The sequence below is a fragment of the Xanthomonas campestris pv. asclepiadis genome, assembly GCF_020784175.1.
In the GTDB taxonomy this organism is placed as follows: Bacteria; Pseudomonadota; Gammaproteobacteria; order Xanthomonadales; family Xanthomonadaceae; genus Xanthomonas; species Xanthomonas campestris_D.
This window is the reverse complement of sequence record NZ_JAJGQM010000076.1, coordinates 1-13,919: the sequence shown is the minus strand read 5'-3', so window position 1 is coordinate 13,919 and position 13,919 is coordinate 1. Positions and strand designations below refer to the sequence as shown.

The 13,919-nt window shown below is 62.1% G+C and carries 11 protein-coding genes and 1 pseudogene; 2 read left to right on the top strand and 10 right to left on the bottom strand.

Annotation, left to right across the window (positions count from 1 at the left end; translation table 11 throughout):
* The 10 genes from LL972_RS20890 to LL972_RS20845 all read right to left on the bottom strand — a co-directional run.
* Positions 1-141 (bottom strand): plasmid pRiA4b ORF-3 family protein (locus LL972_RS20890; protein ID WP_228329216.1); only part of this gene is annotated, 141 nt, incomplete at its 3' end.
* Positions 142-173: 32 nt separating this feature from the next.
* Entirely contained in the window at positions 174-665 is a 492-nt protein-coding gene (locus LL972_RS20885) for a hypothetical protein (protein ID WP_006451398.1), read from the bottom strand.
* Positions 662-2,719: an IncP-type conjugal transfer protein TraG gene (gene traG / locus LL972_RS20880; RefSeq protein ID WP_228329215.1), complete on the bottom strand. Its 2,058-nt coding sequence runs from the start codon at positions 2,717-2,719 to the stop codon at positions 662-664. Before traG ends, LL972_RS20885 begins: the two co-directional genes overlap by 4 nt.
* Positions 2,720-2,723: 4 nt before the next feature.
* Positions 2,724-5,354 carry a DUF3363 domain-containing protein gene (locus LL972_RS20875; protein ID WP_266104717.1) on the bottom strand — a complete coding sequence of 877 codons (2,631 nt, stop codon included), beginning with the start codon at positions 5,352-5,354 and terminating at the stop codon, positions 2,724-2,726.
* Positions 5,355-5,978: 624 nt separating this feature from the next.
* The gene (locus LL972_RS20870) at positions 5,979-6,569 is read right to left on the bottom strand and encodes a lytic transglycosylase domain-containing protein (RefSeq protein WP_116891174.1); all 591 of its coding nucleotides are present in this window, start codon (positions 6,567-6,569) and stop codon (positions 5,979-5,981) included.
* Entirely contained in the window at positions 6,562-7,158 is a 597-nt protein-coding gene (gene lepB, locus LL972_RS20865) for a signal peptidase I (RefSeq protein WP_228329213.1), read from the bottom strand. The genes LL972_RS20870 and lepB overlap by 8 nt, the downstream gene beginning before the upstream one ends.
* Before the next feature lie 4 nt (positions 7,159-7,162).
* Positions 7,163-7,627, bottom strand: coding sequence for a DUF2840 domain-containing protein (locus tag LL972_RS20860; RefSeq protein ID WP_019238174.1), 465 nt, complete (start codon positions 7,625-7,627; stop codon positions 7,163-7,165).
* A 272-nt stretch (positions 7,628-7,899) separates the two neighbouring features.
* The gene (locus LL972_RS20855) at positions 7,900-8,241 is read right to left on the bottom strand and encodes a hypothetical protein (RefSeq protein ID WP_116887270.1); all 342 of its coding nucleotides are present in this window, start codon (positions 8,239-8,241) and stop codon (positions 7,900-7,902) included.
* Positions 8,238-8,876, bottom strand: coding sequence for a ParA family partition ATPase (gene parA, locus LL972_RS20850; protein ID WP_046932094.1), 639 nt, complete (start codon positions 8,874-8,876; stop codon positions 8,238-8,240). Before parA ends, LL972_RS20855 begins: the two co-directional genes overlap by 4 nt.
* A 122-nt stretch (positions 8,877-8,998) precedes the next feature.
* Positions 8,999-9,703, bottom strand: a complete 705-nt coding sequence (locus LL972_RS20845; RefSeq protein WP_228329212.1) for a DNA-binding protein — start codon at positions 9,701-9,703, stop codon at positions 8,999-9,001.
* A gap of 1,004 nt (positions 9,704-10,707) precedes the next feature.
* On the opposite strand from LL972_RS20845, the gene LL972_RS20840 reads away from it, so the two are divergent.
* Positions 10,708-12,957, top strand: coding sequence for a methyl-accepting chemotaxis protein (locus tag LL972_RS20840; protein ID WP_228329211.1), 2,250 nt, complete (start codon positions 10,708-10,710; stop codon positions 12,955-12,957).
* A 248-nt stretch (positions 12,958-13,205) separates the two neighbouring features.
* Positions 13,206-13,919, top strand: a pseudogene (locus tag LL972_RS20835) (transposase); the annotation flags it as partial.

Here is a 13,919-nt window from a genome sequence, read left to right as displayed (position 1 = left end):
CTCCCAGCCCATCGCGCCTTGGATGAAGTAGTGCAGCTGCGCCAATTCCACATCAGCGTAGGTATCGAGCCGACGCCAGACTGTGGGGGAGATGCCAAGCAACTGGATTTTGAGCCTCCATACGGGTGGGTGGCTGATCATCGAAACGGACACATTAGTGGAGCGTAATGCGTTCATGGGGTGGCCTCTGGATCGTGGTCGGCGTTGTCGGTCTGCCCGGTTGCTGCTTGCAGGGCGTCGAACTCGCTATCGGTCTGGGCGCGCAACAACGAGCCGGTCAACTTGTCCAGCAGCGGCTGTCGCTGGCTGAAAACGCGTTCCACCGACGCGATCAGGGCGTTGTAGAAGCCCTCGCCCGCCGCGTTGCTGGCAGGCGTGGCAGCAGGCAGGCGTGCAAACAGATTCTTGGTCGTAAGCGTTGTTAGCTCGACCAGCATCTGATTGCCGAAGTGCACGTTACGCACCTCGTTGCGCAGTGACCTCAATTCCTTGAGGACCAGCATTTCTTCGGCTTTGGCGTGTTCGGGGTCGTAGCGCTCTGCTAGCGCCGCCTCGACAACGGCGCGAAGCGGAATGCGGCGTTCGACGGCTTCGCGCTTGGCTAAGTTGATGAGTCGGGTTTGGATCTGGGTGTGCAGGATGGTCTTACCGTCAGATTTCTTCATGGGAGCATGTAGTCCATGTCGTCGTCAGCTGCATCCATGCCATCGGCTTTGGCGACGGGACTGACGGTGATTTCATGGGTGTCGATGTCGGCATCGGCGCCGATATCGTCATCGAGCATGGGCGCGGCTTCGACGGCCACCTCCTGTGCGGGCATCGGCTCGGGGGTGGCGTCCAGGTCGCGGGAGTCTTGGACGGCCGGCTGCAGGGCGGCCGCCACCGCGACCGGCACCACAGCGGGGGTAAGCTTGGTCCACGGGTTGCCGGCGACTGGCGGCCCGTAGGGGTATGGCCTGGCGCTGGTGTTGGCGACCGGTGCGTACTTGTGGGTCGGATCTAGCACCTTGCCGCGTTCGTCAGTCGGCGGCACCAGGTCGCAGAACCGTTTGTCGCTGTAATACTTGATCTTCATGGCCATGATCGGCGGCAGGCCTGCGACAACGATGATCTTCTTGGCCGGGTCCATTTCCCGCACCTCGCCTGGGGTCATCAGGGCGCGGGCCGATTCTTGGTTGGACACCATCACGTGCCCTAACCAGCCGGACAAGCGCCCGCCGGTGTAGTTGGTCTGCTGGTGGATCTCCGTCGTCATGCCAAGCGAATCGCTGATGCGCTTGGCCGTCTCGTCGGTGTTGGGCGCATACCACACGTGGATATGTGCACCATCCATGACGGTATTACTTGGCCCGTAATATTTCACGATTTGGTTATAGCTCTGGTTGATCATCATGCACTTGATGCCATAGCCGGCGACGTAGCCCAGCCCTTCCTCAAAGAACTCCAATTTGCCCAAGGACGGGAACTCATCGACCAGCAACAGCAGCCGATGCTTGTTGCCTTCCGGGTGCAATTCTTCGGTCAGCCGGCGCGTGATCTGTTGCAGCATCAGCCGGAACAAGGGCCGCAAACGTGATTTGTCACTCGGCGGACTGATCAGATACAGCGATAGCGGGTATGGCGCACGCATCAGGTCGATGATGCGAAAGTCGCTTTCGCTGGTCGCGGCGCCCACGATGGGGTCGTAGTAGAGGTTGAAGAAGCTGCGCGCCGTCGAATGCACACCGCTGCGCTCGTTGGCGCTCTTGTTGAGCATGGCCCTTGCTCCGATCGCAACGACCGGATGCACCTTGCCGTTGCGGTGCTTGGTGTCGAGCATGTATTGCAGCGTCGCTTCCATCGTCCGTTCCGGGTTGTCCAGGAACATGGCGATGCCGGCGAGCGTCTTATCCGGCTCGGCATAGAGGACATGAAGCACCACCGCCAGCAGCCACGAATCGGCCTCCTTGCTCCAATGGTCGGGTTTGCCCTTGCCGTCCGGGTCAACCAGCATGTCGGTAACGTTCTGGGCGTCCTTCACCTCGTTATCGCCTGGTCGAATCTCGGCCAGCGGGTTGAACCGGCAGGTGTCACGCTGGGTTGGGTTGAATTTCAACGCATAGCCGATCCGGCTCCGGTAGCCCGATGTCAGCTCCCAGTTCTCGCCCTTGATGTCGTTGACCACCACGCTCGCCTGCCAGTTCAGCAACGTGGGCACGACGATGCCCACGCCTTTGCCCGACCGGCTCGGCGCGGTGACTTCCAGATGCTCCGGGCCGTTGTGGGTGAGGTACTGACCGTCTTCGGTCATGCCGAGTACCACGCCGGCCTGACCCAGCAGGCCGGACTTCTCGATTTCCCTGGCCTCGGCCCAGCGCGCCGAGCCGTGCGTCAAGACCGTCTCCTGGGCGCGGGTGCGGAAGATGGCCACCGCCACCATGGCGACGAAGCCCAGCGCTGCAAATGCGGCAACGATGTAGATCGCCCTGGTGAAGATGTCCGGGGCGTAGGCGTTGTAATCCCACAACCAGGGAACATATGACCAGGGCGCATAGATGCCATGCCCTGCAATCTGGAACCAGGGCGCACCGAGCTGCGACTGGTAGGCCAGCGCATAGGCGACGTACTGGCCCGCCGCCCACACGCCCAGAAAGATGCAGACCACGCAGGCGACCATGGGACCGCCCCGCAGTCCGCCAGCGTGACGGGTTTTCTCGCGTTGTTTGCTTTGTGGTGCCATCGGTTTAACTCCGTGTGAGTCCTAACGATTTGCCCTTGTCCAGCACATCCATTGCCGCGAAGCGGATGCGCACCGACTGGAATGTCTGGTTCATGCTCTGGCCCTTCGCCAGCTGCACCGCGACGGTGTTGCCGAGCTGGCCCTGCAGGCCATCTTTCGCCGGCACCACCGCAAACGCTCCGTTCTGGACGATCACCGCATGCGGGCCGCTGGGCAGATTCTCGATGGCCTCCACTGTTCCCTGGAAGCGGCGGGCCACATCGAGATTGACAGGCTGGCCGTACTTGGACGCTAGCCGTTTCTGTGCATCGGCCAGCTCCATGCCGCGCATGTCTTCGTCAAAGCCGGCCTTGAGGCGCACGCCTGCCGGAGTGCGTTCGGCCATCCGCAGTGCAACCAGGCGGTCGGTGCGCGCTTCCAGCGCTTCCAGGAACTGCGCTTGCGTGCGGGTGCGGCTGGTGGCGCCCTTCATCTGCTCAAGGCGACCAGCGGCCAGCTGGTCGTCCAGGAACGTGCGTGCAATGACCTGGCTCTGCTGAGGCAGCGGCCCCTTCCCAAGCACGTCCAGGCGCACAAAGGCGCGCTTGGGGTCGCTGAGTGTGGGATCGGCGTTGACACGCTCCACCAGGTCGGCCGGCACCTGGAAGGTGCCGTCCTCCAACTTGGTCACATGGCCTCGGTGCGCCAAGGCGTCCATACGCCGCACGTGCGCCTCGATGTAGGACTCTGGCGTTGCGTTGCCGGGCAGACGTTTCGGGTCCCATTCCTTGACCTCTTCCAGGTGTGCCTCAGGGGAATAGATCTCATCCTTCAACCGCCGCAGCACGTTTTTGTCTGCCGCCGTGGCGACCGGCGGCGTGTAGCTGTCGAGGGTCACGGTGTCACCGATTTGCCCGCGTTCGACCAGGTGCCGCTCCGACGGGGCACTGAGCGTTGCGTAATGCACCTGGCCGTCGAAGCCGGCGACGACGACGTATTCGGCGCCCGATCGCTTGTCGGCCTGCCCACGGTCGAGAATGACGCCCTGGACCGGTCCAGATGTCTCTAGGCTCTTTTCGTCTGCCAGTCGCCCGCTCTGACTCCGCTCGGCTCGAAGATGCGGCTTCAACAGTCCCGCCACCTGGTGTTTCTGCACCATCGCGCGCTCCATGTCGCGCAACTCGTCGTCAAAGCCGGCCTTCAGGCGCACCCCGACGGGAGTGCGCTGGGCCAGCTGCAACTCAACCAGGCGGTCGGCACGCGCTTCCAGTGCGTCTAGGAACTGCACCTGGGTGCGTGTGCGGATAGTGGTGTTCTTCAGCTGCTCAAGGCGACCAGCGGCCAGCTGGTCGTCAAGGAACGTGCGCCCGATGACTTGGCTCTGGCGGTTGAGCGAGCCTTGCGCCTTAACGTCCAGACGCACGAACGAGTTTTTGTCACGGGCAATGGCTGGATCACCATCGAGCCGCGCCAAGAGGTCTGGGGGCACACGGAACGTGCCGTCAGGCAGCTTGGTGACATGTCCTCGGCTCGCCAGCGCTTCCATGCGATTGACGTGCGCATCGATGTAGGACTCCGGCGTTGCATTCGCAGGCAAGCGCTTCGGGTCCCACGCCTTCACCTCGGCCAGATGCGCGTCCGGGAGATAGACGCCGCTCTTCAAGCGCCTTAGCACGTTCTTGTCCGCAGACGTGGCGGCTGGCGGCGTGTAGGTGCCAAGCTCCACGGTGTCGCCGATGCGTCCGCGCTCAGGCATGTGTCGCTCTGAGTGCATGCTAAGCGTCGCGTAATGCACCTGGCCGTCGAATCCGCCAACAATGACGTACTCGGTGCCTGACAGTTTGTCTGCCAATCCGCGATCAAGGATGACACCCTGCACGGGTGCAGCTTTCAGACTGTCCTTGTCGGCCAGCAGGCCACGCCGGCTACGTTCGGCGTCAATGTGCGGCTTAAGCTCTGTTGCTAGCCTGCGCTCTTGCGCCATCGCACGCATCGCCTCCGGCGCGTTCGCGTGGATCTTCCAGCGACCGGGCATCTGTTCGGTAGCTAAGCCGTGGTCACGCAGGATCGCCAGCCGCTGTAGCCGCAATTGCCGCTGTGCATTGCGGAACGGATCTGCATGCACCTTGCCGGCATGGATTAGGCCGCTTTCGCGGCTCTGCTGCTCCCGAAGCATGGACGCATCTAGACCCGTCCAGCGCTCTTGCGTGACCTCCTTCGCAGCAGAGCGATAGATGTCGATATCGCTCCGATATCCCAGCTCGCGCGTTGCCAGCTCACGTGCCCGCTCGCGCATGCCATTGCTGATGTAGTCGCGGCTAATCACCAGGTCGCCGCCCTTGTCATCCACCCCACGCACGATGATGTGCACGTGCGGGTTGTCGGTGTCATGGTGGGCGACGGCCATCCAGTCCAGTTTTGTCCCTAGATCCTGCTCCATCTGTTGCATCAAATCGCGGGTGTAGCTTTCTAGATTCAAGTTCGCGCCATCTTCAGGCGAGACGATGAATCGGAACGAATGCCGGTCAGGTTCTGCCCGGTCCACGAACTGCGATGTCTGCTCGCGCGTGAGTTCGCCCGTGTCGGTAAACGGGCGGGCCGGCCCGCCATCCTTGTCTACGCCGTGGCGTTGCGCATAGTCCACGTGCCGCTGCATGGCGGCTTTTGCTCCGACCCGTGGTGCTGCAACCACACGGGCCTTGATGGTGACGCGCTGTTGTCGGCTTCCGGTGTTGATCCTGACGCCAGCGCCGCGCCCAGCATGGTGCGTGGTCGCGCCGGAAATGCGCCCGGTCCGTGCCGCCCGCTTGGCAGCGCTTTTGACACGGCTGATCACTTCATTGACCTGGGAGTTGTTACGCGCCTGGCGGCCCTTGGACAGGGGAACGCGCAGCAGCTTGTCGGTGCTGCTTGCGCCCTGACTGCCCTTCCCAGCGTCCTGGTCTGGCCCTGCTGAGCTGCGCTTTTCACTGCCGACCACGGTCGTCTCCCAGCCCTAAAGAACTATGTTGTAAATTACAACAAGATTAAATGGCAATGTTGTAAGAAAAAGCTAATAGAAATAGTCAGTTAAAACCCACATACCACACACACTTTTATCTTACCCTTCTTTTCCGCTTCTCGGCTTTTGCCTTCCGACGCCCTCACCCCCTCCGATCACACCCACCCTTCGCAGAAACCACAGTGCCCGCTCTGGCTCTGCTGTAGCGCGTCTCGGAACCGTCGGCCTCGACCAAGCCCCACCCTATCGGACGCTGCCCGCACAACGCCGCACAAGCGGTCAGCGTGGCTTCGGTTGTGCAGCCTTCGGCCCGGTCCCTGCGAACCCTGTGGGCGCGGCTGCGGGCGACATCACGGGAACAGCATTGGCTTGGGCTTTGGTGGACCGGCGGCCGCTCGCCTTCCCGCTTGCCGGGAAGTTCACCGCCACCCCAGCCGCTTGCGACACCCAGCTCACGTAACCATTGCTCAATCCGCGCGACTCGTTGCCGGTGTTGTACATCGACAAGGCGCCCAGCAGCGCAGGCTTTTCGGCGCGATATTTGGCCCATGTCTGGGCGTAGTTCCGCGCCAAAATGGTGGTGCCAATGCGGATGTTTGTGCATGGGTCTAGTAGGTCAACCGGCGACACTCCGAACTTGGTCAGATGCTGCGAGTTGATCTGCATCAGCCCGATATCGGTACTGCGACCGGCCCGCACCTGTTCGACTGCGATCCGCTGGGCATCGTCAAACCGGGTCGGGTAGAAGCTACGGACCTGGTTGTTGATGGCGTACGGATTGCCGCCACTCTCATGCTTGATGATCGCCTGCACGGTTTGCGGATGCACGCCGATAGAGCAAGCGAGAATCACTGACATCAGGTCACTCATGATCGACTCCTACCGAAGACGCTTGCGTCCACAACGGTGTAATGCTTCCGGCGATTACGGACAGCGGAACGAACCCGTAATAGCGGCCGTCATAGCTGTTAGCGAGACCATCACCGATGGTGAAGATGTGCCCCGCTGGAACACGCGTGCAGCCCTGTAAGACGTGAGGCAATGCCACGCCTGTTCGGTCCGTGGCAGCGACCGCGCCCACACGCCGATAGGTGGCTGGGTGCCCTGCGGTCGTTGGGGTTGCAATGCTGACTTCGCTGTTCACGCACACCGTGTCGCCAGCAACCGCACCGACACGCTTGATGTAAAGACTTCCGGGCTTCATCCAGCCGCGTTCAAAGCCATAACGCGCTGCCGCATTATGTGGGGAGAATGCGACCAGCTGGCCCCGCTCTGCGCTGTGCGTATTGCGATTCAGGAGGTACAGACCTTGCGCCACGCTTGGCGAAAGGTTAGCAATCACGGTAAAACCTAGCGAGGCCAGACCGCGCGCACTTGCCCATCCAAGTGCGGGGGCAATCACTGCTAGGCCTAGGCCGAGTGATAGCCCTTTGATGAGATTCTTTCGTGTCACAGACATGCCGCTAACCTCGCCTTTTGCGGGGGAGTTTGGCTCTCACGTCGGCGGTTAAAACCTTCAACCGCGCCAGTGGCATGCGCTGGAAAAACTGTTCGATACGCGCCAATTCTAGCCGATTTAGGGTGTCAATTTTTGACCGATTCAGGGCTAACCAGGCCACATAAGCGCGCACCCGCGTTGCGCCTGTGATGTCGGCCAGAATGGCGACATCTGGGCGCACTGCCGGCACGCTTTCGCCCGCCTGGCCGGCCGGTAATGCCTCACACAGCACAACCCGCCATCGCGTTGTGCCGTAGTCATTCTGCTCCCATAGATCGAGTGCAAACCGGTCACCAGGTGCGAAGCTCAGAAGCCGGCGACGGGTGCCGTCTTCGCCGATCACCCAGCGGCCAACCTGGCGCGGCTTGCCGGCCAGAATCCGCCGGTTTGTCCAGCCCTTGGCGAAGGCTTCAATGACCTGGGCACCCATCGTCATACCTGCATGCACGCATGCTTGATGCTTTGCATGCAGCTGATCGAAGTGCGTCCTGAGCGCAACTGCATGCAAGCCGCTTTAGCAGTTTGCAGACTTGCATGCACTGTGCGAGATAACATGCAAGCTGGCGTGCATGCGCGCATGCATTCGGCCTTGCAGGCCTGCATGCAAAGCAGCAAACATGCAAACATGCGAGATTGCGCACACACTAGCATGCAAGCATGCTTGCAACTAAACATGCAAGTCACTTTGCATGCTCGCATGCGCTATTCGTCGCCGCTGGACTCGGGCGTGTCAGCCAGAGCTGACAATGGCGCAAGACCCATCGAGGTGAGGAACATCGAGATGCCTTTGATGGTGACGTCCTGGATGGTCATGTTGTGGGTGTAGCGAAACTCGGAGATCCGGCGCAGGTCTTCGTCGGTCAGGTGACGGATGGTGATCGTGCGGTTGGCCCCAACCTTGGGCGCGCTCTTCGCCGTCCCGGCCTTGGGAGCCGGCTGCGTGGTTGGTTCGGCCGACTTGGCCGATCGCGCCGGCTTGTCTGGCTGGCTGTTCTTGTCCAGGGCGGCGAGCTTCCCGAGCTTGCCGGAGAGTCCAGTGGTCATACGTGGGTTCCTTTGGTTGTGCTTAAAAGCGTGTGCACTTCACGCCACAGGGCGCGAATTTCAAATGCGGCCTTGCCGGCCGGTTCAAATTCACCCACGGCTTGGCCGTGAGCAAGGGCGCGACGGTAGGCAGTCCGGTCGTGGATGACTGTTTCCAGCACCGGAATGCCGGTGCTGGCTAGCTCCCGCGCCACTTCCCGCGTCTCACTGGCGCGGATCGGGGCGCTGGACAAGATGAACGCCCCCGGCTTGCCGCTGGCCTGCAATAGCCGGATCGAAGCCGGCGCGGCGGCTAGATCCAGCAGGCTCGGGCGGATCGGCATCAAGGCGAGATCCGCATGCTCTAGCGCGGCCGCGATGCCGGCTGACGCATGCGGGGGGGTGTCCACTATCAACAGGTCATAGCCTTCCTCGGCTGCGGCCTGGACCGCTGGGCCGACGTTGGCGGAGGTGATGGCCACCACTTCAAGCGTGGAGTGCTTGCGGGTTTCGGCCCACCCCTTGGCCGAGCCTTGCGGATCGGTGTCGGCCAGCGCAACGCGCAGGCCGGCTTGCTGCGCGGCCACCGCGAGGTGAACGGCGATCGTTGTCTTGCCGGAGCCGCCCTTCTGGACGGCGATGGCGATGGTTTTCATGCACTGCGCTCCTGGTGGAAGTCGCTTGCTTGAGGGCAAGTGTGCAATACCTTAGCAACATGCATGCACGCATGCAAGCTGCTTTAGCAGCACGCATGCTTAGCTGCACGCCAGCACGCATGCTAGCTGGCGCCGCGCCCGCGCGGCTTGGCCTGGCCGGTCTTTGGCGAGGCGGGCGAGGTGGCCACCGACTCAAGCGCTGCCAGCCGACCCCGTAAGTTCGCTGCGTCCTCGCGGGCCTGGCCGGCAGCGTTACGCTGCTCGGCTGCAATCAGGTGCGCCCGGTCCAGCTCGGTGCGCAACTCGCTGGCGCGGGCCTCTGCGGTGCTTGCGCGCTGCTGCAGGGCCACCAGTTCGGTGCGCACCTGGTCAAAAGCGGCCGTGTGGGCGACTGCGGCCGAGGCAGCCTGCTGCATGGCCGTATCCAGCTCGGCAATACGTGCTTGGGCCGCCTCCAACTCAAGCGCCTGGGCTTCGTAGGCGTCGGCCATCTGCTGGCTCAGTGCCTCCGCTTCCTGCCGCTCGGCTTCCCACCCTGCCTGGGCTGCACGCAGCGCGTCGTTGGCCGCCTCTTGGGCGGCTTGCCAAATCGCCACCACCGCCGAGCCAGCGGCCTGCTGCACAGGCTCGGGCACCTGGACGGCAACCGAAGCCGGACGCGCTTGCGTCCGCCGCCACTCTTTCATGACGGTGTTTGCTTCGTTCATGTTGACCTTGGCCGCTTTGCGCACGGCATCGACGGTCGGGAAGACCTCACGCCCGGCTTGGTCATACAGCGCATCAGCAGCTTTGAGGATGCGATCGCGTGCGTCTTGGGACGGGTCCATGTGCGGCTCCAGCGGCCTAATTGGTAATAATAATAGTATTATTATTCTTACCTTGCAAGCAGATTTTGCAGTTGATTGCATGCCGTTCGTCGGCACGTGCGTGATCTTTGCCGGCTGACTCGGCGAGGCGTCACGCGGCTGCACCGCGCCTAGGCATCGGCGCGGGTGTTGAGCTGTGCGGGGTCGGCGCTGACGCACGGCGCGGCGTGCACCTGGTCAGGTGCACGCCCAAAAAAAACGGCGCCGGTTGCCCGACGCCGCTGTGTGCCTGGTTCGGGTTTGTTGAGTTCGCTTCTTTCACTGCTTCCGGCACCACGCATCACTCCATCAGCAGTGATCGTGTCGGTTCTGTGTGCGCGTAGCGCACGGTGACCGCTCTTCAACGCACGTCCCCCGAAGCCGGCAACCATTCCAGGGCAATGCCCTGCTCGAAGTCCGGCTAATGACTTCCTGCTGACCCGCCTTTGCTCTTCGCGGGAGGGAACCGCCGCCACTGCGCTCCGAGCTGGTTGGTTTCCCGATTTGTAAGGTCGCAGTGGCGGTGGGAGGGGCGCAGCCCCTCTATTGAGCTTCTAACGCTGTCGGCGTCGCGCAGCGGCGGCGACGCCGATCTGCTGTTGAGCGCTCTACTGACTGTGCTTTCAACCAAAGGTTGACTGGATGGCCTGCCAATTAAACAGGACAAATAACGTTATTTCTCCACAGGCTTATCCACCGCTGCGGTGGATAACTTGGCGCGGGGCATGGCGTTGAGGGGTTGGGGTTCAGCCGACATACGTGTAAAAATAGCTCACACGATTGGATTTCATCAATTGCATCAGTGAGTTAGCGGATATTTTGGCGGGTTTTTTCACAAATCATGCCAACCCTCAGTTATGCAATTTTCATATAGGGCATTAAGTAATTCCCTCGGGCCGCCGTTATCCGCCTTAGCGACCCGTAATGGCACCTGCGATTTGACGTCACCGGGGTTCTTCCTTCACCAGATGTCGTTGAGACCTGCCATGACCGCATTCCTCCAACGCTACAACGTCGGCCCGCGCCTGGCGGTAGCATTTTCCTTGCTGATCGTACTGTCCGGCTTGATCGCCTTCATCGGTTATCGCGGCCTGGCCTCTGCACGTGCCCTGGTCGACGATATCGTCAACCAGAACATGGTGAAAATCCGCCTATCCAACGACATGATGAATGCCAACTTCGTCATTGGTACGCAGCTGCGGAATGTGGTGCTGCCCACCACAGATGAGCAGAATCGCCAGTTCATCGCAATCATTCAGTCCGCGCGTGCCGATTACACCAAGGCCCGCGAAGCGCTGTATGCCATGCCGCCCTCGGATCAGGGCAAGGTTCTGCGCGCCGAGATCGATACACGCCGTGCCCAGGTCAAGAGCTTGAACGACAAGGTCATGGACCTGGTGATGACCGGACATAGCGACGAGGCGTTGTCGCTCCTGCTCACCAAGGCCGCGCCTGCCATGCAGGGCTGGCAGGACAAGATCGCCGAAAACATTACTTTGCAGGACAAGATGGCAGCTGATGCGTCGTCGGTTGCACTGAAGTCGATGGACGACTCGCGCAAGCTGCTGGTCGCTGGCACCGTGCTGGTGATCCTGCTGAGCGCCGCGCTGGGCCTGCTGATCACGCGCAGCCTCACCCAGCCGCTCGGCCGGGCCACCCGCGCCGCCGAGGCGATCGCCGGCGGCACGCTGGACAACGACGTCGATACGTCGTTCAACGACGAAACCGGCCGGCTGCTCAAGGCCATGCACAAGATGCAGTTGCAGTTGCGTAATCTGCTGACCGCGCAGACCGACATGGCCAAGCGCCATGATGATGGGCAGATCAGCTTCCGCATTGATGCAGACGCATTCCCAGGCGACTACGGCCGCATGGCCAGCGACACCAACAACCTGGTGGCCTCGCATATCGCGCTGAATATGAAGCTGGCGCAGATCATGGGCCGCTATGCCATTGGCGATCTCAGCGAAGACATGGACAAGCTGCCCGGCGAGAAGGCCGGGCTCACCGAGACCATGGCGCAGGTCAAGCTCAATCTGGGCGCGATGAACGCCCAAATCAAGCATCTGGCGCAGGCAGCGGCCAACGGCGACTTCAGTGCGCGCGGCGATGCCGAGCGCTTCCAGTACGACTTCCGGGTGATGGTGGAAAGCCTCAACACCTTGATGTCCACCGCCGACGGCAATTTGCAATCGCTCTCGGGGCTGTTGCAGTCGATCGCGGCCGGCGACCTCACCGCGCGCATGAGCGGCGAGTTCCACGGCGTGTTTGCACAGATGCGCGACAATGCGAATGCCACCGCCGTGCAGCTGGCCGAGATCGTCACCGGCATCAAGGTGTCGGCGATCTCGATCAAGGGCGCCGCCAGCGAGATCGCCGCCGGCAACCAGGACCTGTCGCAGCGCACCGAGCAACAGGCCGCCAGCCTGGAAGAAACCGCCGCCTCGATGGAAGAACTCACCTCGACCGTCAGGCAGAATGCTGAAAGCGCGCGCGAGGCCAACCAGCTGGCGATAGGCGCCGCCGGTGTGGCCTCGCAGGGCGGCGAGATCGTCGGCAAGGTGGTCGAGACCATGAGCGGTATCGAAGCCTCGTCCAAGAAGATCGCCGATATCATCTCGGTCATCGATGGCATCGCCTTCCAGACCAATATCCTGGCCTTGAACGCCGCGGTGGAAGCCGCACGCGCCGGCGAACAGGGCCGCGGCTTTGCGGTGGTGGCCTCGGAAGTGCGCACCCTGGCACAGCGCTCCTCGGGCGCGGCCAAAGAGATCAAGGACCTCATCGACGACTCGGTGCAGCGCGTGGCGGATGGCTCGGTGCTGGTGCACAGCGCCGGCAAGACCATGGGCGAGATCGTCTCCAGCGTGCAGCGCGTGACCGACATCATGGGCGAGATCTCCGCCGCCTCGCAGGAGCAATCGGCGGGCATCGAACAGGTCAACCAGACCGTGACCCAGATGGACGAAACCACCCAGCAGAATGCCGCGCTGGTGGAGGAAGCCACTGCCGCAGCACGGGCACTGGAAGACCAGGCCACCCAGCTCACCGACGCCGTGGCGGTGTTCAAGACCGATGCCGCCGATGCGCAGGTGCCAGTACGTACCGCCACACCGCGGCCGGCGGCGGCGCCTGCGCTCACGGCGAAGGTGACTGCGGCCGGTCGCGCCACCGCGTCCAAGCTACGCGCGGTAGTCACGGCATCCAGCAACGACAGCAGCTGGCAGGAGTTCTAAGCAAACGCGCGACCGGCCAAACGTCTAACAGGCTGCTGAAATACCAATGTGGACCTGACAAACCCACAACCCGTGAGCCGTCTCCTGTGAATTCTGCGTCCTCTGCACAGACATCGGATGCCTCAGATTTCACTCAGAGGCTCCCAAACGGGATATCTCAAGACGACAGTCATAGCGTAAGCTCCCCCACCTGACAGACACCGCATAAGTAGATCTTTCTGGCATCGTTTCCTCAGCCAGGAAGTTCTATGCGCATATCAAAGTTCACCGAGACGCAGATCGTTGCGACGCTTAAGCAGGCCGACGCCGGCGTGTCCGTCAAGGACATCTGTCGCCAGGTCGGTATCAGCACAGCGACGTACTACCAGTGGAAGAGCAAGTACGGAGGCCTGGAGGCTTCGGAGCTGCGGCGGGTCAAGGAGCTTGAGTCCGAGAACACCAAGCTCAAGCGGATGTATGCCGAGTTGGCGCTCGACAACGCGGCCATGAAGGATCTCATCGCAAAAAAACTCTAGGGCCGGCGCGCAAGCGCGAGGCCGTGCGGTACCTGATCGAGGTGCACGCGCGGCCACTGCGTCGGTCCTGTGCATGCGTCGGGCTTGCGCGTGCGGCGTGGTATGCGCCACCGCTCGACTGGACAGTGCGCGATGCCGAGTTGATTGCGGCGATCGCACGTGTCGTCGAAGATCGACCGAGTCGCGGCTTCTGGAAATGCAGCGACGTGCTACGCAGGGTGCGTCCTGACTGGAACCCGAAAAGAATCTATCGCGTATACAAGGCCATGCGGCTCAACCTGCGCCGCGCTGCGAAGCGGCGTCTTCCGAAGCGCGAGCGTGTCGCGCTGTATGTCCCGAGGTTGCCTGACACCGTCTGGTCGGTCGACTTCATGAGCGACGCCTTGGCGTGCGGCCGGCGCTTCCGCACCTTCAACGTGGTCGACGACTTCAACCGCGAGGTGCTCT